General features: G+C 70.5%; 21 protein-coding genes and 1 riboswitch. Of the genes, 16 read left to right on the top strand and 5 right to left on the bottom strand.

Going from position 1 to position 23898, the window contains the following annotated elements; all coding sequences use genetic code 11:
• Nucleotides 1-25: 25 nt before the first annotated feature.
• Nucleotides 26-673, bottom strand: coding sequence for a TetR/AcrR family transcriptional regulator (locus OG496_RS24790; RefSeq protein ID WP_405972437.1), 648 nt, complete (start codon nt 671-673; stop codon nt 26-28).
• A 106-nt stretch (nt 674-779) separates the two neighbouring features.
• Here OG496_RS24790 and OG496_RS24785 point away from each other — a divergent pair, with 106 nt between their 5' ends.
• Entirely contained in the window at nt 780-1688 is a 909-nt protein-coding gene (locus OG496_RS24785) for an SCO6745 family protein (protein WP_405972436.1), read from the top strand.
• A 246-nt stretch (nt 1689-1934) separates the two neighbouring features.
• Complete coding sequence (locus OG496_RS24780; RefSeq protein WP_327407224.1) at nt 1935-2672, top strand: HNH endonuclease family protein; 738 nt, start codon at nt 1935-1937, stop codon at nt 2670-2672.
• 93 nt (nt 2673-2765) lie between these two features.
• Here the strand turns inward: OG496_RS24780 and OG496_RS24775 are convergent, their stop codons facing one another.
• Both OG496_RS24775 and OG496_RS24770 read right to left on the bottom strand, forming a co-directional pair.
• The gene (locus tag OG496_RS24775) at nt 2766-3515 is read right to left on the bottom strand and encodes a hypothetical protein (RefSeq protein WP_405972435.1); all 750 of its coding nucleotides are present in this window, start codon (nt 3513-3515) and stop codon (nt 2766-2768) included.
• Nucleotides 3516-3680: 165 nt separating this feature from the next.
• Nucleotides 3681-4385 carry a hypothetical protein gene (locus OG496_RS24770; RefSeq protein ID WP_405972434.1) on the bottom strand — a complete coding sequence of 235 codons (705 nt, stop codon included), beginning with the start codon at nt 4383-4385 and terminating at the stop codon, nt 3681-3683.
• 248 nt (nt 4386-4633) lie between these two features.
• Between OG496_RS24770 and OG496_RS24765 the strand changes: the two genes are divergently transcribed.
• From OG496_RS24765 to OG496_RS24700, 14 genes are all read left to right on the top strand, one after another.
• Nucleotides 4634-6886, top strand: a complete 2253-nt coding sequence (locus tag OG496_RS24765; RefSeq protein WP_405972433.1) for an N-6 DNA methylase — start codon at nt 4634-4636, stop codon at nt 6884-6886.
• A 246-nt stretch (nt 6887-7132) separates the two neighbouring features.
• Nucleotides 7133-7789, top strand: a complete 657-nt coding sequence (locus tag OG496_RS24760) for a hypothetical protein (RefSeq protein WP_399395652.1) — start codon at nt 7133-7135, stop codon at nt 7787-7789.
• 38 nt (nt 7790-7827) lie between these two features.
• Nucleotides 7828-9315, top strand: coding sequence for a protein kinase domain-containing protein (locus OG496_RS24755; RefSeq protein ID WP_405976701.1), 1488 nt, complete (start codon nt 7828-7830; stop codon nt 9313-9315).
• Nucleotides 9316-9397: 82 nt separating this feature from the next.
• Nucleotides 9398-10225 carry a glycoside hydrolase domain-containing protein gene (locus OG496_RS24750; protein WP_405972432.1) on the top strand — a complete coding sequence of 276 codons (828 nt, stop codon included), beginning with the start codon at nt 9398-9400 and terminating at the stop codon, nt 10223-10225.
• Between the two features lie 150 nt (nt 10226-10375).
• Nucleotides 10376-11023 (top strand): SurA N-terminal domain-containing protein, encoded by a 648-nt coding sequence (locus OG496_RS24745; RefSeq protein WP_399395650.1) that lies wholly within the window; start codon nt 10376-10378, stop codon nt 11021-11023.
• A 148-nt stretch (nt 11024-11171) separates the two neighbouring features.
• Nucleotides 11172-12182, top strand: a complete 1011-nt coding sequence (locus OG496_RS24740) for a nucleoside triphosphate pyrophosphohydrolase (protein WP_405972431.1) — start codon at nt 11172-11174, stop codon at nt 12180-12182.
• A gap of 85 nt (nt 12183-12267) precedes the next feature.
• Complete coding sequence (locus OG496_RS24735; protein WP_405972430.1) at nt 12268-13974, top strand: hypothetical protein; 1707 nt, start codon at nt 12268-12270, stop codon at nt 13972-13974.
• Nucleotides 13971-15323, top strand: coding sequence for a cytochrome P450 (locus tag OG496_RS24730; protein WP_405972429.1), 1353 nt, complete (start codon nt 13971-13973; stop codon nt 15321-15323). Before OG496_RS24735 ends, OG496_RS24730 begins: the two co-directional genes overlap by 4 nt.
• A gap of 189 nt (nt 15324-15512) precedes the next feature.
• Nucleotides 15513-16490, top strand: a complete 978-nt coding sequence (locus tag OG496_RS24725; protein ID WP_405972428.1) for a transglycosylase family protein — start codon at nt 15513-15515, stop codon at nt 16488-16490.
• Between the two features lie 194 nt (nt 16491-16684).
• Nucleotides 16685-16865: riboswitch (cyclic di-AMP (ydaO/yuaA leader) on the top strand.
• A 9-nt stretch (nt 16866-16874) separates the two neighbouring features.
• Nucleotides 16875-17570: a transglycosylase family protein gene (locus tag OG496_RS24720; RefSeq protein ID WP_405972427.1), complete on the top strand. Its 696-nt coding sequence runs from the start codon at nt 16875-16877 to the stop codon at nt 17568-17570.
• A 332-nt stretch (nt 17571-17902) separates the two neighbouring features.
• A complete protein-coding gene (gene eno, locus OG496_RS24715) occupies nt 17903-19189 on the top strand; it encodes a phosphopyruvate hydratase (protein WP_317881007.1) in 1287 nt (428 codons plus the stop codon).
• A gap of 118 nt (nt 19190-19307) precedes the next feature.
• Nucleotides 19308-19784: a septum formation initiator family protein gene (locus tag OG496_RS24710; RefSeq protein WP_019064035.1), complete on the top strand. Its 477-nt coding sequence runs from the start codon at nt 19308-19310 to the stop codon at nt 19782-19784.
• A 56-nt stretch (nt 19785-19840) separates the two neighbouring features.
• Nucleotides 19841-20371 (top strand): DUF501 domain-containing protein, encoded by a 531-nt coding sequence (locus tag OG496_RS24705; RefSeq protein WP_405972426.1) that lies wholly within the window; start codon nt 19841-19843, stop codon nt 20369-20371.
• On the top strand, nt 20368-21339 hold the full coding sequence (locus tag OG496_RS24700) for an exopolyphosphatase (protein WP_405972425.1): 972 nt from the start codon (nt 20368-20370) through the stop codon (nt 21337-21339). Before OG496_RS24705 ends, OG496_RS24700 begins: the two co-directional genes overlap by 4 nt.
• A gap of 284 nt (nt 21340-21623) precedes the next feature.
• Here the strand turns inward: OG496_RS24700 and OG496_RS24695 are convergent, their stop codons facing one another.
• Together OG496_RS24695 and OG496_RS24690 are read right to left on the bottom strand one after the other, a co-directional pair.
• Nucleotides 21624-22679: a zinc-binding dehydrogenase gene (locus OG496_RS24695; protein WP_405972424.1), complete on the bottom strand. Its 1056-nt coding sequence runs from the start codon at nt 22677-22679 to the stop codon at nt 21624-21626.
• 96 nt (nt 22680-22775) lie between these two features.
• On the bottom strand, nt 22776-23519 hold the full coding sequence (locus OG496_RS24690) for a methyltransferase domain-containing protein (RefSeq protein WP_405972423.1): 744 nt from the start codon (nt 23517-23519) through the stop codon (nt 22776-22778).
• Nucleotides 23520-23898 lie beyond the last annotated feature (379 nt).

Below are 23898 nucleotides of genomic sequence, written 5' to 3'. Positions count from 1 at the left end.
TAGAGGCGCCTGCCGGTCGGTCGCGTCAGACGGGGGGCGGGGTCAGGCCGGAGGCCGGGCGGAACAGCATGCCCGCCAGCACCCGGAACACCTCCTCCGGGTCCCGCTCGCCCACCGCCCCGTCCAGGTTGTGACCCAGGAGCAGCGTCGCGAAGCCGTGTGCCAGGGACCACGCGGCGACACCGGCGAGGCGGTCGTCGGGGCCGCGGCCCTCGGGGGGTACGGCGGAGACGGCGTGGCGCAGGGCGTCGGTGGCGAGGGCGCGGGCCGTGGTGAGTTCGAGGTCGCCGTCGCGCAACAGCTCGGGCGCGAACATCACTTGGAAGTGCGCCGGATGCTCGCGCGCGAAGCGCACGTAGCGGACGCCCGCGTCCTTCAGGTCCGCCGCCTCCCCGATCGCGCCCGCCAGCAGCCCGAACCCCTCCGCCGCGATCGCCGTCAACAGCCCCGTGCGGTCCTTGAAGTGATGCGCCGGCGCCGCGTGCGAGACACCGGCGCGGCGGGCGAGATCCCGCAGGCTCAGCGCGGACGGGCCGTCGGCGGCGATGACGTCGAGCGCGGCGGTGAGGATGGCGCGGCGCAGATCGCCGTGGTGGTAGGGGCGGCGGTTGCCCTCGGATGTCTTGGCGCTCTCGGCGGTCTCGTCCGTCTTCGCGGGCTTGGCTGTGCTCATGGTCAGCAGCGTACGCCGAATCTAGGCATTGACAAGTTCGGGCGGCTGGGGCAATCTTGTCAGTGTCAAGTTGTGGAACGACCGGGACGCGACGAGGAGTTACGCCATGTCGGAAAGCGTGCGTGGAGTGGAGACCACGAAAAGCCTCCCCACCGTGGAGCTGAGCCGCGTGCGCCAGCTCTGGCATCTGCTCGAACCCCTGCACGCGGTGCTGTACTACGCGCCGGAGGTCTTCGAGGAGGCGGCCGCGCTCGGATACGGCACCGAGGAGCGCTGGCCGGGCTACTTCCCGCTGCGCGCCGCGCCGTTGGGCCCGGTCGGCAGTGAGCGGGTGACCTCCGCCTTCTACAGCTTCGGCCCCCGCATGGTCGCCGAGCACATGGAATCGGCGTGGAGCACCGCGAGCCCGGACGCCGTACTGAAGGCGAGGCTGCGCGGCATGGACCAGGCCTACCGCGCGATATTCGGCGACCGCGTCGACAGCCCCGAGCTGGCGGAGGCCGCCGCCCTCGCCCGCCGCGCCGCCGAGGCGGCGAACACCGCCGGCCGCCCCCTCGCCGCGGCCAACGCCGAGTTGGCGTGGCCCTCGGAACCCCACCTCCAGTTGTGGCAGGCGGCGACGATCCTGCGCGAACACCGGGGCGACGGCCACCTCGCCGCCCTCCTCGTCGCCGACCTCGACCCGGTCGAGTCCCTGGTCTCCTTCGCCGCGATCGGCGCCGCCTCCGTCCAGCGTTTCGAGAGCCGGGGCTGGAGCCGGGAGGAGTGGACGGCGGCCCGCGAACGGCTGGTCGGCCGAGGAGTCATAGACGACATGGGTACGGCGACGCGGGCGGGCCGCGATCTGCGCCAGGAGGTCGAGCGCCGCACCGACCAACTGGCCGCCGCACCCTGGCAGTTCCTCGGCCGGACCGACACCGACCGACTCGCCGACCTGCTGGGGGAGTTCTGGGTCGCCGTGCTCGGGTCCGGGCTGCTGCCCTCGGAGTCGACGTTGGGCATCGGCAAGGTCTGAGAGACGGGGGGCTGATGGGCTGCGGGTCTGAGGGCGCGTGAAATCCGGGGCGGAGTAAGGGGAGTAAGGAGAGGGGGTGAGGGAAGCCGGTACTTCGGCCTGTTCCACCGCTGCGATACAGGCGAGTTGCGTGCCATACGGGCTTAGGTCCCGTATGCCCGTGACGCGTCCGCCGCTACCGTGGGACCAGGCAATATCCGCCCTCTCAGGGGCGGGGCCGGGTGAGCAAGGGGAGGGGCGCACGTGATGCGTCTGAGGGGTGGGGCGGCAATCGCCGCCTTGGTCATGTTGTCGGTCGCCGGATGCAAGACGGACACCACGGGAACGGGCGACTCCGGGCCCGAGGCGACCGCCGGCGGAGGTTCCGGCGCGGGTTCCGGCGGGGGCGCGGCCCTGACCGCCGCCGAGTCCCTGACCGTGAAGGGGCGTGCGCCGAAGACCGGTTACTCCCGCGAACGGTTCGGCACGGCCTGGGCCGACACGGACTCCAACAGCTGCGACACCAGGGACGACATCCTCAAACGGGACCTGAAGCAGGTGAAGTTCACCGACGGCGACTGCAAGGTGTCGTACGGCGTCCTCGAATCCGATCCGTACTCCGGCAAGGAAGTCGTCTACAAGCGCGGCGCCAGCCTCGTCGACATCGACCACCTGGTCGCCCTCTCCGACGCCTGGCAGAAGGGCGCCAAGTACTGGGACGCCAGCAAGCGCATAGCTCTCGCCAACGACCCGCTCAACCTCCTCACCGTCGGCGCCAGCCCCAACCGCAGCAAGGGCGATGGCGACACGGCGACCTGGGTGCCGCCCAAGGCGTACCGGTGCACGTATGTCGCCGCGCAGGTCGCCGTGAAGAAGAAGTACGGGCTGTGGGTCACCTCGGCGGAGAAGGCCGCGATGGTCAAGGTCCTCTCCACCTGCTCGAAGCAGGCCCTGCCGACCGGGGGCAACCCGACGAACGCGCCGGCGAGGTTCCACGCGAACTGAGGTGACACAGCCTCGACTTGACGACCCCGACCTGTGGCTACGGCACGCCCCGTGAACGTGCCGTAGCCACAGGAGACTTGGTGGCTCGGTGGCTCAGCTGCCCAGCTTGTCCAGGTCCAGGATCTTGCCGGTGGGCTTCTTCGCCGGTACGGGCTTCTCGTACTCGCCGAACGTGAGCGTCCCCGGGTCCTTCGCGGAGACGCTGTCGATGCGCAGTACATACGGCTTGCCCTCGGTCGCCACGTACAGCGTGTAGCTGTCCTTGCCGTCCTTCTCGTGCAGGGTGATGGCCGGGGTGCCGTCGAGGGTGGTCGTCTTGCCGCGCGTCGCGTCGGAGTTGCCGTCGGCGGCGTCGCCGAGCATCGAGTTCAGGTCGCAGAAGCTCGCGATGTCCTTGGCGTCCGCGCCCTTCGCGGACATCTTGGTCCACTTCCCGGCCATCATGTCCACGACCGCATCGGTGTCCGCCTTGGACTCGCCGTCGCTCTGGCCGCGCAGGAACGCCTCGTCGTACTTCATGTAGATGGTGTCGCCGACCTTGATCATGTCGGCCTTGCCCTTGCCCTGCAGGCTCAGCGTGCCGGCGCACTCGCCCTTCTTGTTCAGCGCCATGTCGATCACGATCGTGCCGCCGCTCTCGTCGTCGGGTATGTCGCCCTTCAGCCGTAGCGACGAGGCGCCGGTGGTGGCGGTCATGGACCGGTCGGCGATCTCGCCACCGGTCAGCCCGGCGAACGGCCCCTTCGGCTTGCTGTCCGCCTTGTCCTCACCGGGCAGACACCCGGTGAGTCCCGCGGCGGCCACGGTGGTGAGGCAGAGAGCGGCAAGTGCGGTACGACGCATGGCAGTTCCTTGATGGAGTGGTGAGCGGTGACGAGATGAAAGGGGTGCTCCGAAGCGAGGTCCGGAGAGGTGCCGGGCAGACCGATGCGCAGAGATGGGCCTACGGCGGGATGGGCACGCGGGTGGCAGTCGGACGAGCGTCGGCCTGACCACCTGATCAGAACGTCAGGCCGTCTTCGTCCAGTTCTTGCAGCCGGTCGTCTTGAAGTACGCGTCCTTGGTGCTGATCGTGACGACGGCCGTGCCGGTCACGTTGTCGTTCGCGAGGATCGAGTCCAGTCCGTGCTCGGCGTCCTTCGCGCGCTCCCAGTAGCACAGGTCGTCCGTGTTGCCGGTGGACCTGTAGGTGCCGGGGGTGATGTCGGTGCCGATCTTGAACATGCCGCCGTCGCCGGCCATCTTCGTGGCGGGGGAGCCCTGCGCCTTCGCGTCGACGGCCTCCCAGTCCTTGCAGCCGCTGGACTGGAAGATCTTGTCGGTGGCCTTGACGGTGACGTAACCGGCGCCGCTCACATTGTCGTTGGCCAGCAGCGAGTCCGTGTCGCCGGAGGTGTCCTTGGTCCGCTCCCAGTAGCACATGCCGTCGGTGTTGCCGCTGGTGCGATACGTACCGGGCCTGATGTCCGTGCCGACCCGGAAGTCGCCGTCCCCGGCGAACGCGGCCTTCTTCTTCGCGGCGGCCTCGGTCGGGCCCGAGTCCTTCTTGGTGGCGGTCCTGTGTTCCGCGGACGCCGAGGAGCCCTTGGCGCCGCTGCCGGAACCACGGCCCGAACCGCCACCCCCGCCACGGGTGTTGGCGTTCGCCGACACGACCCCGATGACGACGACCCCCACGACAGCGCTCAGCGTGAGCCTGCCCTTCATCCCCATGGCTGTCCCCTCCCCGATGCGGCGACCGCCTCCCTCGGGCGGTCGTTCGTTCGCTGGGTCAATAAGAGCAGAGGCTGTGAACCGAGTCAACACGATTCACGTGATGCGGTGTGTACACGGCCGTGAAGGGGTAGATCTTGTCTGCGTCGGTATGCTCGGCGTCACAGGCAGGCGGCAGGCGTAACGCGGACGCAGTGCAGAGGCAGCGCGGACGTGACGAGGCCGGTGCGACGAGGGGAGTGGGGCGAGTGCAGGACAACGCGACAGAGGTGACCGCCGCCGGTATCGCACGGCTCGCCGGTGTCGGCCGTGCCGCTGTCAGCAACTGGCGCCGCCGTCACGCGGACTTCCCCAAGCCGGTCGGCGGTACCGAGACCAGCCCCGCCTTCGCCCTCGCCGAGATCGAGTCCTGGCTGCGCAAGCAGGGGAAACTCGCCGAAGTCCCGCTGCGCGAACGGGTCTGGCAGCAACTCGTCGGTCACCCCGAGGGCCCGGTCACCGCCCTGGTGTACGCGGGCTGCGCCCTCCTGCTCATCCATGAACGCCCCACCGTCTGGCTGGACGTGAGCTCCGGTTCGGACGAGCGGATGGCCGCGATGCTGCCCGGCGTGCTGGAGCAGGTGATCGTGCCGCGCTTCGGCGCGGTGCGCGGCGGCGGAGTTCACAGGGGGCGAGAGGGGGGCGCTGCGGCGGCTGTGAACACGCCGAACACCCACGCCGCCCGAAACGCCCCGAACACTCACAACGCTGTGAACACCCCGGCCGACCCAACAACACCCCCGACCCCTGTGAACACCGCACCTCCTGTGAACACGGCCCCGGCCGCGAACAGCGCCTCTGCCGTTCACACGCGGCCGGCCGTTCACACCCCCACCGGCCCCCAACTGCTCCCCTCCGCCCCCCTCCTCCGCGGCACCGCCGAACTCGCCGCCGAACTGGGCGCACGCCAGACGTTCGAGTTCCTGCTCGGGCGGCATCTCGACGCCAACCCGCGCCAGTACACGCTCACCCCGACCGAACTCGCCCGCCTGATGGCCGAGTTGGCCGAGGTGGCGGGCCCGGCCGGCATCGCGCTCGACCCGGCCTGCGGCACCGGCGCCCTGCTGCGCGCCGTCACCCCGCGCCCCGGTCAGGAGCTGTACGCCCAGGACGACGCCCCCGACCTCGCCGCGCTCACGGCGCTCCGGCTCGCCCTGCACGCGCAGGTCACCGTGCGCGGCACGGCCGGCGACACGCTGCGCGCCGACGCGTACCCGGCGCTGCGGGCCGACGTCGTCCTGTGCCATCCGCCGTTCAACGAGCGGAACTGGGGCCACGACGAACTCGCCTACGACCCCCGCTGGGAGTACGGCTTCCCGGCGCGCAACGAGTCCGAGCTGGCCTGGGTCCAGCACGCGCTGGCCCGGCTCAAGGACGGCGGCACGGCCGTGCTGCTGATGCCGCCGGCCGCGGCCTCCCGGCGTTCCGGTCGCCGGATCCGCGCCGACCTGCTGCGGCGCGGGGCGCTGAAGGCGGTCGTAGCGCTGCCGATCGGGGCGGCGCCGCCGTACAACATCCCGTTGCACCTGTGGGTGTTGCGGCGGCCGGAGCGGGCGGCCGCGCAGCCGGAGGTGCTGCTGGTGGACACCGGGCGGTTCGCGACCGAGGGGCGGGGCGGGCCGGACTGGCAGGCCGTGCGGGGCGCGGTGCTCGACGCCTGGAAGGCGTTCGACCGCGCGGGGCGGCTGGACGACGAGCCGGGGCTGGCGCGTTCCGTGCCGGTCATCGAACTCCTCGACGACGACGTCGACCTGGCCCCCGCCCGCCATCTCCCGCCCGCGACCGCGGCCGACGGCGCCGACGAGCTCACGGCCGTCCGCGAGCGGCTCGGCGAGACGCTCCGGCTGACCGCCGACCTCACTCCGCCACCCGTAGAGCACTCCACCGACCCCGAGCGGCCCACGCGCTGGCCGCTCACCACGATCGGTGAACTCGCGCGCGGGGGCGCCCTGGTGATGCGTACCGGCGGAAACGGCGGCCACGCGCGTGTGCCCGTTCTCACCGACCACGACGTCCTCGCCGGAACGGCCCCGTCCGGGATCCTCCCCGAGAGTGACGAGGACGCCGTCCTCACGGAGCCCGGCGATGTCGTCGTCCCGGTGCTCGGCGGCGGTTCGATGGCGCGCGTGATCGACGACACGACCGCGGGCGCCGCCCTGGGGCGCAGCCTCGTCCTGCTGCGGCCCGATCCCGGCGCGCTGGACCCGTGGTTCCTCGCCGGCTTCCTGCGCGGCACCGCCAACAACCGCCAGGCCAGCAGCTATGCGTCCACGGCGACCCGACTCGACGTCCGCAGGCTCCAGTTGCCGCGCCTCCCCCTGGACGAACAGCGGCGCTACGGAGCCCGGTTCCGCGCACTGGAGGACTTCGAGCGGGCGCTGCGGCAGGCGGGCCGGCTCGGCGAGCAGCTCGTGCGCGGCATGTACGACGGCCTGACGGACGGCACGGTCACTCCTGAGTAGGAGTTCGTACCCACTTGAGTAGGAGTGTGTGCGGGTCTGCGTAGGAGTGCGCACCCGTCGGCACCTGCGACGTCGTACGGGAGCGAGCACTGTGTGATCGGCACGACAACGGTTCGGTACAACCCGGGACCGCTTGTCGGTGTCGGCCTATACGCTCGAAGCGACAATCGGACGACCGGTGTTGCCCGTATCCCGCAGCACACCGGCCGCGAACCCGTACGCCCTCTGAAGGCACCAGGAGCAGCCATGCAAGGCCACGGCTACCCGCAGCCGGCGAAGCCACCGCCGCCCACCGGGGCGCTGGTCCTCGTGCGCGTGCTGTTCGTGGGGATCTCGGTGTTCTGCATCGGGTTCCTGGCCTGGACGATGCTGCTGCGGCTGGCCATCGTGACCCGCAAGTCCCTGGACTGGGGCCTGTTCGTGGCCGCGCTGGCGGCGGACGTCCTCAGCATCGTGCTGCTCGGCTCCGAGCCCGGCGAGGATGTCCACACCGCCGGCGGCTATCTGGGCATCACCCTGCTCCTGGGCACCCTGGTGGCGTCGATCGCGTACTACCTGGCGGCGGACATACGCCACTTCCAGCAACTCCGTTACGGCGGCGGCTACGGCGGGCAGCAGCCCTCGGCCCCGGCGTACGGCTATCCGCAGTCCTCGCAGCCGACGCCGACCCCGTCGCCGTACACCGCGACGACCGCGCAGCAGCACACCCCACCGCCGATACCCCACACGCCCGTACCGCAGCAGCACACCCCGCCGCCCATGCCGCACACGCCCGTGCCGCAGCCGCCGACGTCCACCCCGCCTCCGGGACAGCGCCCCGCGCCCGCCCGTATCGACCAGGTGCGGGCCGAACTGGACGAGTTGAGTGACTATCTGCGCAAGCACGACGAGGGCGGAAGGTGACCGTGGCGGCAGGACGGGTCGTCGCGGACCGCTATGAACTGTCCACGCTGATCGGGCAGGGCGGCATGGGCCAGGTCTGGACGGCGTACGACCGGCGCCTCGACCGGCGCGTGGCGGTGAAGCTGCTGCGCCCCGACAAGGTGGCGGGCCAGGAGGCCGACGAACTGCGCCGCCGCTTCGTGCGCGAGTGCCGGGTGACCGCGCAGGTCGACCACCCCGGGCTTGTCACGGTGCACGACGCGGGCAGCGAGGGCGAGGAGCTGTTCCTCGTCATGCAGTACATCGACGGCGCCGACCTCTCCGACCACCTCGCCGAGCACGACCCGTACCCGTGGCAGTGGGCTGTCTCGGTCGCGGCCCAGCTGTGCGCCGTGCTGAGCGCCGTGCACGCCGTGCCGATCGTCCACCGCGACCTGAAGCCGCGCAACGTGATGGTGAAGCAGGACGGCACGGTCACCGTCCTCGACCTGGGCGTCGCCTCCGTCATGGACGCCGACACGACCCGCCTCACGCACACCGGCACACCCATCGGATCGCCCGCCTACATGGCGCCCGAGCAGGCGATGGGCGGCGCGGTCGGCCCGTACACCGACCTGTACGCGCTCGGCGTGGTCCTGCACGAACTCCTCAGCGGCGACGTCCCGTTCGCGGGCTCCACAGCCCTCGGCGTACTGCACCGGCACCTGTACGAGCCGCCGGTGCCCGTCCGCCACATCCGCCCCGAGGTCCCCGAGCCGCTCGAAGCGCTCGTCCTGCACCTGCTCGCCAAGGACCCGCAGCACCGCCCCGGCTCCGCGCAGGAGGTCTACGAGCGCCTCGCGCTGCTCCTGCCCGCGCGCGGGATGCCCACCGGGGCGCCGCTCGACCCCACGCGCCCGTTCCTGCGCCCGCACGCCCCCTGGCCGGACCGCGCCCGCACCCCCGCGTCGCAGCCCGCCCCGCTCGCGCCGCCCGCCGCCGAGAAACGCGATGTCGCCGCGGCCGTCGACGAGGTCAAGCGGCTGCTCGGCGAGGGCCGGATCACGCAGGCCGTCGACATCCTCGGCGCGATCCTGCCCACCGCCGCCGAGCAGCACGGCGTGCACTCCCCGGTCGTCCGCACCCTGCGCAAGCAGTACGCGGCCACGCTCATGGATGACGGCCAGTACCGGCGCGCGCTGCCCGAACTGCGCCGCCTCGCAGACGAACGCGCCGCCGAGGCCGGCCCGTCCGACCCGCAGTCCCTGCGCTACCGCTACGAGGCCGCCCAGTGCCTGGAGTCGCTCGGCGACCCGGCGGCGGCCCTCGCGGAGTACCGCGCGCTGCTGCCGTACTACGAGAACCAGTACATGGCCGGCGACCCCGAACTCGCCCACGAGGTCCGCCGCCGCATGGGCCACCTGCTGCTCGCCCTCGGCGACCGGGGCGCGGCCCACGAGACCCTCGCCCGCCTCCTGGTCGACGTCGAACGCCGCCACGGCCCCGGCCACCCGCTCGCGGCGGACATCCGGCGGACGCTGCAGTGGCTGGGGCAGGTGCGCGGCTAGCGAGACCGGCAGCTACATTTTGCCGAGCACATTCAAGCCACACGCAACACCGGTCACGTACCAACCAGGGGTGGGGTCTTTCATGTCCGAGCACCGGCAGTCGAAGAAGCGCAGATACATTGCCTGGGGCGTCGCCGGTGCCGCCGTCGTCGCCGGCGGCGGTATCGCCGCGACGAACTCGATGGCCGCCACCACCTGGCCCGCACAGAAGACCTACACAGGCCGCGCCTTCGACACCTGCGCCGCACCCTCCCTCGCCGCGATGAAGGCCTGGCACACCGACGGCGCCTACGGTGCCGCCGCCGTCTACATCGGCGGCAAGAACCGCGGCTGCAGCCAGCCCAACCTCACCGCGTCCTGGGTCAAGTCCCTCAGCACGGTCGGCTGGAAGTTCATCCCGCTCTACGTCGGCTCGCAGCCGTCCTGCGGCTCCGGCGGCTCGGTGAAGATCAGCGCCTCCACGGCCGCGGCCGTCGGCAAGTCCGAGGCGGACGACGCGGTCGCCAAGTCCGCCGCGCTCGGCTTCAAGGCCGGCAGCCCCGTCTACCTGGACATGGAGTCGTACGACATCACCAACACGGCCTGCAACAACGCCGTGTTGACGTACGTCCGCGCCTTCGACAAGGAACTGCACGCCAAGATCTACCGCAGCGGCCTCTACGGCTTCTCCAGCTCCAGCGCCAAGGCGATCGCGACCGCGACCAACAAGACGGACCTGCCGGGCAACCTCTGGTACGCGCTGTGGGACAAGACGTACACCACGACCTCGGACTGGCCCTGGGGCTCCACCCAGTACACCAACCACAGCCGCGCCCATCAGTACCTGGTCAACAGCAAGGAGACCCGCGGCGGTTACACGATCACCGTGGACCGCGACACGTGGGACGCGCCGGTCGCCATCACCGGCTGAACCCCACGCCCGAGCCCCACGCGTGCGTGCCGGTGCCCGAAGTCCTGGTGAATCGTTGGTCGAATGGGTTGGCCCCGGGCGACCCACTGCCTAACATCGATCACCGCAAGACTTTGTGCACCGTCGCACAATCTCCAACGGGAGGCTCCCTTGCACCGCCGCCGTCGCACCGCGCTCGTCCTCACCGCCGTGATCGCCGCCGCGGCCCCCGCCCTGACCGCCTGCGGAAACGAGGCGCATCCGGGCGCCGCGGCCGTCGTGGGCGGCCAGCGCATCACCGTCGCGCAGCTGCAGAGCCGGGTCAACGAGGTGCGCACGGCCCAGCGGTCGGCCGTCCAGAACCAGGCACAGTACGAGCGCGCCATCGCCACCACCGGCGGCCTCACCCGCGAGACGCTCTACGGCATGGTCTTCGACCAGGTCGTCCACCGCGCCGCGCAGGACGCCGGGGTCACCGTCACCCGCAAGGACATCCAGGACATGCGGGCCGCCCTCGCCCAGCAGGCGGGCGGCGCCAAGGCCCTGGAGGCGACCTGGCTCGCCCAGTACGGCGTCCCCCCGCAGCGCCTCGACGAGAACCTCCGCCTCCAGGTAGAGGGCCGCAAACTGGCCGCGAAACTCGGCACCGACACCACGCAGCCCGCCTTCTGGAAGGCCCTCTCCACCGCCTCCAAGGAACTCCACGTCGACCTCAATCCGCGCTACGGCACGTGGGACGTGGCCAAGAGCAGCCGGGTGGACGCGAAGACGCCGTGGGTGCGGGAGGTCACCGCGACGCAGACTCAGCAGTCGGCGTAACGGTACGGCGGGCACGGCATCCGCAGGGGTGCCGACGGGCCTGTGGACAGCGAGGGTGCTCGTCCGCCTGTGGACAACAGCGGAGCCCGGTGTTCGTCGGCCTGTGGATAACTCCGGGGCTGTCGGCGGCGTGGGTTACGTTCGGTGGGTGAACGCAACCAGCCCCGCCCCCGAGGGCAGCCCCGCCCCCACCCCCGGCCGCGTCGTCCTGCTCACCACCAGCCACCGTGTCGCCCCCGGCCTGCTGTCCTGGCCCGCCTGGCAGGCGCTGCGCGACGCCGACCGGGTGCTGTGCGCGGACGGCGCGCATCCGCAGCTGCCGTATCTCCGCGAGGCGGGGATACGGGTGGACGAGGCCTCCCCGACCGGCGAGGAACTGGTCGCGGCCTGCGCGGACGGCTCCACGGTGGTGATCGTGGCCACGGGCGAGGGCGACCCCACCCTCACCGACGGCCTGGCCCGCTTGGCAGGCTCCGGCCGCGTCCAGATGCCGGACCTGGAACTGCTCCCCGCCTCCTACGACCTACCCGGCGCCCGCCTCCTCGACCTCGTCCAGGTCATGGACCGCATCCGCGCCGAGTGCCCGTGGTCCTCCCAGCAGACCCACAAGGGCCTGGCGAAGTACGGCATCGAGGAGGCGTACGAACTCGTCGAGGCGATCGAGGAGGGCGACCGCGACGAACTCCGCGAGGAACTCGGCGACGTCCTCCTCCAGGTCGTCTTCCACGCCCGCATCGCCGAGGAGGACCCCGACACCCCCTTCTCCATCGACGACGTGGCCGCGGGCATCATCACCAAGCTGATCCACCGGCACCCCCATGTCTTCGGCGACGAGACGGCGTCGACTCCCGAGGAGGTCAAGGCGCACTGGCTCCGCACCAAGGCCGAGGAGAAGCGCCGCACCTCCATCACCGAGGGCATCCCCATGGGCCAGCCCGGCCTCGCCCTCGCCTCGAAGCTGGCATCACGCGTACGGACGGCGGGACTTGAGGTGCCGTTGCCGACGGGGGACGACGGCATCGGGTACGAGTTGCTGGCGCTGGCTGTGCGGGCGGAGGCGGACGGGGTGGATCCGGAGGCTGCGTTGCGGGCCGCGGGGCGGGCTTATCGGGATGCGATCCGCGCGGCCGAGGGCCGGGAGAGCGAGGGCCCGGTGTAGCGGATAGGACGTAATGGGGCGTCAGGTCACCTTCGCATCGGTACCGTTGGAGCGGATTTCGCTGCAAGGTGTGACGGGGGCACGGATGGCGGACGAGCTGGCGTTCATGGCGGCTCAGGTACTGGTGCGGACGGTAGGCACGGAGGCTTGGGCGCAGCTGAGGCCTCGTCTCGCGGAGTGGTTCGGGAAGCGTGGCCGCAAGACCGATGCCGACAACCTCACCGACCTCGCCGACCTCACCGAGGACACGAAGCAGTACGCCGATGGCGCCACGGCCGAGGCGCACTGGCGCGATCGACTGCGTGACGTCCTGGTGGACGCGCCGCAGTCGGCGACGGACGAACTGCGCGCGATCGTGGAGGAGAGCGCGGGGCCCCCGTCCGGCTCGTCGGACCGCTTCGACTTCAGGTACAGCGCCTTTCACGGCCCGGTCATCGGCGTGCAGCACGCGTCCGCAGCCGCCGGAGGGGGCATCCCGGACCCGGAAAGCTGGCTCCAGCGGCGGAACGCCGACGCGATCGCCCTGGGCGTGCATCGCACGAGACGTTTCCCCGGAGAATCTCAACTCCCGCCGTACGCAAGGCGGGACAGCGAGCGCCCGTTGGCCGACTTCACGGTGGTGACCGGCGAACCGCTCTCCGGCAAGAGCCGTACGGCGTGGGAGCTGGTGTGCGCGCAGACGCCGCCGTCGGCCCGGGTCTACGCGCCCGCACCGGGCACGGACCTGCGCGGCCTGCCCGCCCTTCTGCACGGTCGTGACGGCACGTACGTCCTGTGGCTGGACGAACTGGAAGGCCATCTCGGCACACCCGGCGGACTGGATCAGGGACTGCTGGCCCAACTCGCCGCCCTGCGGGTGCTGGTGGTCGCGACGATGAACGACGAGACGTACGACGCCAGACGCTTCGGGGGAGGCCCCGTCTCCCGAGCGCTGGGCCAGGCCGTGGTCATCGAGCTGACGTGCGTGTGGAGCGAGGCGGAGTTCACCCGGATCGCCGAAGGGCCCGACGACCCCCGACTGGACGACGCGTTGAAGTGGCGAGGCGAGCTGGGAGTGACCCAGTTCCTGGCCGTGGGGCCGGAGTTGTGGGACGAGTGGCGGCGGGCACGCCGGGCGGGGGCACATCCGCTGGGGCACTGGCTGGTCCGGGTGGCCGTGGATGTGGTGCGTTGCGGGGGCGCTGAAGGGTTGCCCAATGACGTCTTGGACTACCTTGCCGAGGAATTTGGTCCGGCGGACTCGGGCGAAACGCTCGACGACGCCTTGGAGTGGGCGAGTGATCGTCGATTCGGTGTCACCGGATTCCTGACCCCCGACGAGGGCGAAGGGATATGGCAGGCGGCCGGAACGCTGGTCGCGGACACCACCCGCTCACCCCATGCCGAACCGATATCGCTGCCCGCGTGGGCTGTGGCCATTGGATCGGCGCCCTCGAAAGACGTTGGGTCGGCCTTGGCCACAGCCGCTCGTGCAGACCTGCGCGAGCGTGGCGAGGCTGGTGACTCCATCGTCATGGAGGCCTTGTGGGACTTGGCCAACCAGGCCGACGATCAAGAGGAAGCCTGTCTCTGGGCCAAGCGGCTGGCGCAGGCCGATCCGGCGGGCTCCATCTTCTACTGCACCTACCTGGGACTGCACGGCTTCCTCCCCGAAGCCGTCCGCTACCTGGAGATGGCCGCGCAGGACGGTTCTCACGCTGCGGCTCTCGCCCTCGCCAGTCTGCTCCGAAACCGTGCCGACCACTGGGACCGCGTGGCGTCGCCCGAACAGACGGATACCGTCAAGGAGTGACCAACCAGCCCAGCCACCCCACCCCGCCGAACCCCGCGACCCCCACTCCGGACCGGGCCCCCGAACTCTTCACCTGGGAATTCGCCACCAACCCCTACCCCACCTACGCCTGGCTCCGCGAGCATGCCCCCGTGCACAAGACCCGCCTCCCCAGCGGGGTGGAGGCATGGCTGGTCACCCGTTACGTCGATGCCAAGCACGCCCTCGCCGACCCCCGCCTCTCCAAGAACCCCGCGCATCATGACGAACCGGCGCACGCCAAGGGCAAGACGGGGATCCCGGGTGAGCGCAAGGCCGAGTTGATGACGCATCTGCTGAACATCGACCCGCCGGACCACACCCGCCTGCGACGACTGGTCAGCAAGGCGTTCACACCCCGGCGGGTGGCTGAATTCGCGCCCCGGGTGCAGGAGTTGACGAACGATCTGATCGACCGGTTCGCAGCCGACGGCTCCGCCGACCTCATCCACGACTTCGCCTTCCCGCTCCCCATCTACGCCATCTGCGACCTGCTCGGCGTCCCCCGCGAGGACCAGGACGACTTCCGGGACTGGGCGGGCATGATGATCCGGCACGGGGGAGGACCGCGGGGCGGAGTCGCACGGTCCGTCAAGAAGATGCGCGCCTATCTCGCCGACCTCATCCACCGCAAGCGCGAGGCCCTCTCCGACACCCCCACCCCGCACCCCGGCGGGAACCTCCCCGGAACCCCCGCCCCCACGCCCAGCCCCGGCGAAGACCTCCTCTCCGGCCTCATCCGCGCCTCCGACCACGGTGAGCACCTCACCGAGAACGAGGCCGCGGCGATGGCCTTCATCCTGCTGTTCGCCGGGTTCGAGACGACCGTCAACCTCATCGGCAACGGCATGTACGCCCTCCTCACCCACCCCGAGCAGCGCGCCCGCCTGGAGAAGTCCCTGGCCGCGGGGGAGCACGACCTCCTCGAAACCGGCGTAGAGGAACTCCTGCGCTACGACGGTCCGGTGGAGCTCGCCACCTGGCGCTTCGCCACCCGCCCCCTCACCCTCGGCGGGCAGGACATCGCGGCCGGCGACCCCGTACTGGTGGTGTTGGCGGCCGCAGACCGTGACCCGGAACGATTCGCCGATCCCGACGTCCTCGATCTCGGACGCCGTGACAATCAACACCTCGGCTACGGCCACGGCATCCACTACTGCCTCGGCGCCCCGCTCGCCCGCCTGGAGGGCCAGACCGCGCTCGCCACCCTCCTCACCCGCCTCCCCGACCTGCAACTCGCCGGAGATCCGGCCGACTTGCGCTGGCGCGGCGGCCTCATCATGCGCGGACTGCGCACCCTCCCGGTGGAGTTCACCCCGGAGCACCGCTGAACTGGCAATCCGGCCCCCTAAACCCGAAAGTGACAGTTCTTCAACTCTGTGATCTTCACGTGATCTCCGTGGCATTAACTTGTGACAAGTGATCGACTGTGGATACGTTCACCTACCAGCGCGGCGCCCCGCACCACCCTCGCCCCACCCGCCGCGCGGTCCCCCCGCTGTCACGCGAAAGGCCTCCGCATGCTCTCCGGGAACGGTCGTCACCGTCGCCCCCGTCAGGCTCCGGCTCTCCTCATCGCGGCCGGGGTGACCGGCTCCGCCATCGCCATCCCGCTCCTCGGGGCCGCCTCCGCGAACGCCGCCGACGGCACCACCTGGGACAAGGTGGCCAACTGCGAGAGCGGCGGCTCCTGGAGCGAGAACGACGGCAACGGCTACTACGGTGGCCTGCAGATGACCCAGGACGAATGGGAGAAGTACGGCGGTCTCGCCTACGCCCCGAGCGCCGACCTGGCCAGCCGCTCCCAGCAGATAGCCGTCGCCGAGAAGGTCCTCGACGACAAGGGCACCTCCGCGTGGACCACCTGCGCGCTGCTCTCCGGTCTCACCACCACCTCGGGTTCGACGGACGTCGACACCGGCCTCGCGAGTGACTCCCCGTCGGCCACCCCGACCGACTCCTCCGACTCCGGTTCCGACTCCGACTCCGGTTCGTCCGCTTCCTCCGGGTTGTCCGACTCCGGCACCACGGACTCGACTTCGTCCGGCGACTCCGGCAGCGACTCCTCGGTCAGCCCCTCGCCCACCGCGACGGACAACTCCGCCAAGTCCGACAAGTCCACCACTCCTTCGACCGGCAACGGCTCGGTCGCCGCCTCCCCGAAAATCGACGAATCGGACAACTCGGCCCAGGCGGTGGGCAAGTGGAGCCTCGTCGACACCGGCGCGCTCAGCGCTTCCGACGACCAGCAGGGCGACCAGCAGAGCACTCAGCAGAGTGCCGGCAAGCATCGCGGGGCCAGCGCCGAGGAAAGCGTGTCGCCGCAGACCTACACCGTCCGCGCCGGCGACTCCCTCGCGTCCATCGCCGACTCCCTTGGCTATGACGGCGGATGGCGTGCGCTCTACGCCGAGAACAAAAAGGTGATAGGCGCCGATCCGACCCAGATCGCCGCCGGTCAGACCTTGGACGTCGGTACGGAAGCGGACGAAAAGTAGCAAGAGAACAGCGGGAGTTCACGTCACGCTTCGCTCTGGAATGTCCGGTTTGATCAAAGTGTGGGATGAGTCTCAGAAGCCCTGATCGTCTTTGGAATTCCGCCGATTCCGTGTCTACGGTCAAGGCCGCTCGTCACCACGAGCCCCGGCTGCCGCACACGCCGAGTCCTGCCAGTGGCCTCCGGGAACATTCGTCGCGTCAAGCGCCGTAGGCAGGAGCGGGGGACCCAAGGTAAGCGCCGGGCCCGGGAGTCGAGAGACGACCGGAACCGGCTTGGGGTTAAGTCGTGCTCGTACGAGACGTACGAGCACGGCCGGGCAACTCACACGGCCCGAACCCGACAGCTCACCTCGCAGGCGTCGGTGAGGGGATTGGGATTTTCCATGCTGTTTTCCAGCAAGGGCAAGCACCGCCGTCCGTCCAAGGCCACCCGCGTCGCCACGCTCGCCGGCGTCACCGGTGTCGCGATAGCCGCCCCGCTCATGGCGACCGGCAGCGCCTCCGCCGCCACCGCGTCCGAGTGGGACACGGTCGCCAGCTGCGAGTCCGGCGGCAACTGGTCCATCAACACCGGTAACGGCTACTACGGCGGCCTGCAGTTCTCCGCCTCGACGTGGGCCGCGTACGGCGGCACCGCCTACGCCTCCACCGCGAACCAGGCCTCCAAGTCCCAGCAGATCGCCGTGGCCGAGAAGGTTCTCGCGGCCCAGGGCAAGGGCGCCTGGCCCACCTGCGGCACCGGCCTGTCGAGCGCCTCCTACTCCGGCGGCAGCTCCAGCTCGTCGAGCAGCTCGAACAGCTCCAGCTCCTCCAAGAGCACCACCGACCGCTCCACGAGCGACACCACCGCCTCCCGCTCCGCCGAGCGCCCGGCCGCCAAGAAGACCGTCTCCACCCCGACCGGCAAGAAGGTCAAGAAGGGTGACGGCGAGTACAAGGTCGTCAAGGGCGACACCCTCAGCTCCATCGCCGAGAAGCACAAGGTGAAGGGCGGCTGGCAGCAGCTGTTCAAGCTGAACAAGGACATCGTCGACGACGCCGACTTCATCTTCCCGGGCCAGCAGCTCCACCTGAAGTGACATACAGGTCTCTCAGCTGAACCACAGCGCCCTCACATCCGTGGTGTCCATCATGGAGACCTCGTGAGGGTCACCCCCGTCCCCCACGGGCTCCCCGCTCCGGTGCGTGTTCCCCCGTACGCACCGGGGCGGGGCTTTTTTGTGTCCCCGGCCTGCCGCCCCCGTCCCCACGCCTGCCGCTTGCCGGGACTTTTTGTTCCGTTCGGAAACAATTTACTCTCGGTTCTGTCCATCAGGCGGCCGACCGGATGGCCAATCGCCCCGGGCCGGTTAGGCTCGTCTCGCAGAGCCGCTGCGGTGTTGCCGTAGCCGCGTCAGATCCCAAGAAGGAGATGCTCGTGCCGTCCATCGACGTCGTCGTAGCCCGGGAAATCCTGGACTCCCGAGGCAACCCCACGGTCGAGGTCGAGGTCGGCCTCGACGACGGCAGCACGGGTCGTGCCGCCGTTCCGTCCGGCGCCTCCACGGGTGCCTTCGAGGCCATCGAGCTGCGTGACGGTGACCCCAACCGCTACGGCGGCAAGGGTGTCGAGAAGGCCGTCCTCGCCGTCATCGAGCAGATCGGCCCGGAGCTCGTCGGCTACGACGCCACCGAGCAGCGCCTGATCGACCAGGCGATGTTCGACCTGGACGCCACCGACAACAAGGGCTCGCTCGGCGCCAACGCCATCCTCGGCGTCTCCCTCGCCGTCGCGCACGCCGCGTCCGAGGCCAGCGACCTCCCCCTCTTCCGCTACCTCGGCGGCCCGAACGCGCACCTGCTGCCCGTTCCGATGATGAACATCCTGAACGGCGGCTCGCACGCCGACTCGAACGTGGACATCCAGGAGTTCATGATCGCCCCGATCGGCGCGGAGTCCTTCTCCGAGGCGCTGCGCTGGGGCGCCGAGGTCTACCACACCCTCAAGAAGGTGCTGAAGACCAAGGGCCTGTCCACCGGTCTCGGCGACGAGGGCGGCTTCGCCCCGAACCTGGAGTCCAACCGCGCCGCCCTCGACCTCATCATCGAGGCCATCAAGCAGGCCGGTTACATCCCCGGCGAGCAGATCGGGCTCGCGCTCGACGTCGCCGCGTCCGAGTTCTACAAGGACGGCAAGTACGAGTTCGAGGGCAAGTCCCGCTCGGCCGCCGAGATGACCGAGTACTACGAGGAGCTCGTGGCGGCCTACCCGCTCGTCTCCATCGAGGACCCGCTGTACGAGGACGACTGGGCCGGCTGGAAGGTCATCACCGACCGCATCGGCGACAAGGTCCAGATCGTCGGCGACGACCTGTTCGTCACCAACCCGGAGCGCCTCGCCCGCGGCATCGAGGAGGGCACGGCCAACGCCCTGCTCGTCAAGGTGAACCAGATCGGCTCGCTGACCGAGACCCTGGACGCCGTCGAGATGGCCCAGCGCAACGGCTTCAAGTGCATGATGTCCCACCGCTCCGGCGAGACCGAGGACACCACCATCGCCGACCTCGCCGTCGCGGTGAACTGCGGCCAGATCAAGACCGGCGCCCCGGCCCGCTCGGACCGCGTCGCCAAGTACAACCAGCTGCTCCGCATCGAGGAGATCCTCGACGACGCGGCCGAGTACGCGGGCCGCAGCGCCTTCCCGCGTTTCAAGGGCTGACCCCACCAGGTCCCCCGGGGTTCCACCGGGTCAATCCTTAGCCAGTCGTACGTACGTCCCCGCACCCGGTCCCGTACCGTGTGCGGGGACGTACGCACGTGTGAAGGGGAGGCGGGACATGGCCGTGAAGGACCGGGACCGGTTCTCCACCGCGACCAGGCTCAAGCTGCTCGGCGAGCAGACGGCGGCCCGTGTCTACCGCTCCCAGACCAAGCGGCAGGCCCGCCGTTCCCGGCTCACCGGCCGGGCGGCCCTCCTCGCCCTGGTGCTGTGCTCGCTGATCGTGGCGCTGGCGTACCCGATAAGGCAGTACGTCTCCCAGCGCGCCGAGATCTCCGATCTCCAGCGGCAGCAGGAGCAGGCGCGGCAGCGCGTCGAGCAGCTCCGCGACCTCAAGGCACGCTGGCAGGACGACTCGTACGCGGAGCAGCAGATCCGGCAGCGGCTGCACTACGTGATGCCCGGGGAGACGGGCTACATCGTGATCGACCCGGACGCGGCCAAGCAGTCGCGCGCGGAACTGGGGGCGGCCGACCGCCCGTGGTACTCGAACGTCTGGGACGGCGTGGACAAGTCCGACGCCTCCGACCAGTGACTGAACTGCCCAGTGGCTGAACCGAATTGAACTGACAGAGAGACTTTCGTACCGGCATGGAAAAGCCCCCGCCGTCCACTCCGCGCACCGAGCCCACCGACGCGGACGTCGAGGCCTTCAAGCAGCAGCTCGGGCGTCCGCCGCGCGGGCTGCGCGCGATCGCACACCGTTGCCCGTGCGGACAGCCCGACGTGGTGGAGACGGCCCCCCGCCTCCCCGACGGCACTCCCTTCCCGACGACGTACTACCTCACGTGCCCGCGCGCCGCCTCGGCGATCGGCACCCTTGAGGCGAACGGCGTGATGAAGGAGATGACGGCGAGGCTGGAGTCCGATCCCGAACTCGCCGCCGCGTACCGCGCGGCGCACGAGGACTACATCGCGCGTCGCGACGCCATCGAGGTCCTGGAGGGCTTCCCGAGCGCGGGCGGCATGCCGGACCGCGTGAAGTGCCTGCACGTCCTGGTGGGCCACTCCCTGGCCGCGGGCCCGGGCGTCAACCCGCTCGGCGACGAGGCGATCGCGATGCTGCCGGAGTGGTGGGCCAAGGGGCCGTGCGTGACGGTGCCGAAGGAGGACGAGAAGTGACCCGTGTCGCCGCCGTCGACTGCGGTACGAACTCGATCCGCCTCCTGGTCGCCGACGTGGACCCCGCGACGGGTCAACTCGTCGACCTGGACCGGCGGATGACGATCGTCCGGCTCGGCCAGGGCGTGGACAAGACCGGCCGCCTGGCCCCCGAGGCGCTGGAGCGCACGTTCGCGGCCTGCCGCGACTACGCGGCGATCATCAAGGAACTCGGCGCCGAACGCCTCCGCTTCGTGGCCACGTCGGCCTCGCGCGACGCCTCGAACCGCGACGACTTCGTCCGCGGGGTCCTGGACATCCTCGGCGTCGAACCGGAGGTCATCACCGGCGACGAGGAGGCGGAACTCTCCTTCACCGGCGCGACGAAGGAACTCACCGGCCGCGACGACCTCGCCAAGCCCTACCTGGTGGTGGACATCGGCGGCGGCTCGACGGAGTTCGTGGTCGGCGACGACGCCGTCCGCGCCGCGCGCTCCGTGAACATCGGCTGCGTCCGCATGACCGAGCGTCACCTGGTCCGCGACGGCAAGGTCACCGACCCGCCCACCCCGGACCAGATCACGGCGATGCGTGCCGACATCGAGGCCGCCCTCGACCTCGCCGAACAGACGGTCCCGCTCCGCGAGGCCCGCACCCTGGTCGGCCTGGCCGGCTCGGTCACCACGGTCTCGGCGATCGCCCAGAACCTCCCGGACTACGACCCGGAGGCCATCCACCACTCTCGCGTCCCCTACGACCGCGTCCGCGAGATCACGGAGTCCCTCCTCCGCTCCACGCACGCGGAACGCGCCGCCATCCCCTCCATGCACCCGGGCCGCGTCGACGTCATCGGCGCGGGCGCCCTCGTACTCCTCTCGATCATGGAGCGGGTCGGGGCGAGCGAGGTCGTGGTGAGCGAACACGACATCCTGGACGGCATCGCGTTCAAGGCGGCGGAAGAGGCCGAGGCGGGCAAGCAGGGCGGCTGAGGCAACAGGCTCAGGCCAAGGGTCGGGGTCTCTTCATGCCGAGGGCCGAAGCTGGATGAGATTCGGCCCTTGCCCGCGTCGCCCGTCGGGCATAGTCGGTGCAGGGAACTCACGGACCTGTGGTCGGTGAGCAGCACGTGTGCGACGGGGGGTGCGGATGATGGCAGTGGTGCCGTTCGACATCGTGCCGGTGACGCGGGGCGACGTCCCATGCTGACGGTGGCTGCCGAGACAGCCGGAATCCTCGGGCTGTTCATCGCCCTGATCGCCCTCATCTCCACTCGCTAGGCAAGGGTGGACGCGGGCGCACCCTCGGCATCGCGTTCGGGGCCGCCGTGCTGGTGCCGGACGCGCACCACCAGCTTCCCGGTCGCCCGGTCGTGCTCCATGTCCTCGTGGGCCCGCGGTACTTGCTCCAGGCCGTCGTACACCCGGTCGACAGGGAAGGCGAGTTGGTCGGCGGCGACCGCGTCGAGGATCTCCTGGAAGACCGCCGGGGGCAGGTCGGAGGCGTCGCCGAAGTAGCCCGCCAGGCGAACTCCCCTCGGGAGGTACTCGTTCGGGGAGAAGTCCCGCACCGTCCACTGGTTGGAGAGGCTGCCGCCGAAGCAGGCCGTGCCGTGGACGCGTACCGCGCGCAGGGTGTCGGGGAGGGTCGGGGTGCCGACGAGGTCGAGGGCGGCGTCGACGCCCGCCGGGTACAACTCGCGTACGGCGGGCGCCACTTCGCCGGTGTCGAGCAGGGGATGGTCGACACCGCGCTCCTTCAGCGAGGCGAGGCGGTCGGGGCGGCGGGTGGTGGACAGCACCGTGGCTCCGCGCCACGTCGCCAGCGCGGCTGCCGCCAGGCCCACCGACGACGTGCCGCCGCGGATCAGCAGGGTCTGGCCGGGTCGCAGGTCCAGGCCGACGGTGAGCGAGCCGTAGGCGGTCTGCACCATCTCCGGCAGGGCTCCCAGCACTTCCCAGGGCAACTCGGTGTCGACGGGGATGACTTGGGACAGCGGCACCGACGTGTACTCGGCGTACCCGCCGTCGTAGGTGCGCCCCATGTCACCCATCATCGCGACGACCTTCTGCCCGGGAGTCAGTCCACTGCCGGCCGGGGCCGCGTCGACGGTACCGGTGGCCTCGATGCCCGGCACCCGGGGGAAGCTGACACCCTCGCTCACCCCCAACCGCAGCTTCAACTCCGACCGGTTGAGGCCGAACGCCTCGACGCGGATACGCACCCAGCCGTCCCGCTCGGGCGGCAGCGGGAGCGTGGTCAGCCGGAGGTTCTCCACGGGGCCGGGGCCGGAGAGCTGGACGGCGCGCATGGTGCTCGGCGAGGACGTCATGGGGCTGCCAACGTGCGGCCGCGGCGGCTTCATTCCCGACTCGCCCCGGATCCACGGCCGTTGGCGCACATGTAGGTCAGTTGATGTACGCGGGGGTCAGAAGTCCGCCACCAGGAGCCGGTAGCCGACGTCGACGGTGTCGCGGGCGAGCAGGTCGGCGTACTGGTCGTGCCAGCGGCCGGTCGTGAGGTCGTCCCGGAGCATCGCCAGGCCGGGGGCGAGGGCGCCCTCCCCGGTCTGGGCGAGCATCGAGATGCCGGCGCGCACCTGGGGGTCGAGGTAGGCGTGCGGGCGGCGCCAGTACGCCGCGCCGAACCCGTCCGTGCAGTCGTGCGGGACCGGGACGGTCTCCACCCGCGCCCCGCCGAGCAGCGCGGCCAGCCGTTCGGTGGGGACGGCGCGGGTGTCGTCGTAGGCGGCGGCCGGGGGGAGGTAGTCGCGCACGAGCCAGAACCGGTCGCGGAAGACCCGCTGGTCCCAGGTAAGGACGACGACGCGGCGGCGGGCGACCCGGCGGAGTTCCGCGAGGCCTGCCGCGAGGTCGGTCCAGTGGTGGACGGTCAGCAGTGCCATGACGGCGTCGGCCGCGTTGTCGCGGAGGGGGAGGCGCTCGGCGACCGCGCACACGGCGGGCGCGGAACCGGGCGGGCGCTGGGCGAGCATGGTCCGGCTGGGTTCTACGGCGAGAAGCGTGTGCGGTGGTTCGTAGGAGCCGGTGCCCGCGCCCACGTTGATCACGTCCGTGGCGTCCCCGAGCGCGGTGTGGATCCGCGCGGCGACGCGGGTGTCCGGGCGCCGGGTCCTGGCATACGTCGTGCCGAGCGTGTCGTAGACCGCCATGCTTCTCAGTATGGGGAGAAGCGGGTGGGCCGGACCCTCGGAACCCCGAATTATTACCGGCCGGTATTAAACTCCTGAGCAGCCCATATAACGTATGAGCGGTTGCAGGGGCGCTCGCGGACCCCCTCCGGAACACGTCCGTAAGAAAGTTCGTGAAGTTCTTCACAAGGAATTCTGTCCTGTTGGACGACGAGACTGCCCCGGTTGGCCCTTACGGGGTCCCGGCAGGGCTGGGAGCATGCTCGGCGGGGTGGTGCGGGAGTGATTCGGGGGAGTTTCGGGAGGGTGTCGTGGAGGTGTGGTCCAGGAGGGCCGAAGGGGTAGAGCGGCAGCTCACGCGGCCTTGACAACGGGGCGAACCGACCGGTGGTTCCCCGCC

The sequence above is a fragment of the Streptomyces sp. NBC_00988 genome (genome assembly GCF_045162645.1).
Classification (GTDB): Bacteria; Actinomycetota; Actinomycetes; order Streptomycetales; family Streptomycetaceae; genus Streptomyces.
Note: the sequence above shows the minus strand (reverse complement) of the source record. Positions and strands in the feature narration are given on the sequence as shown.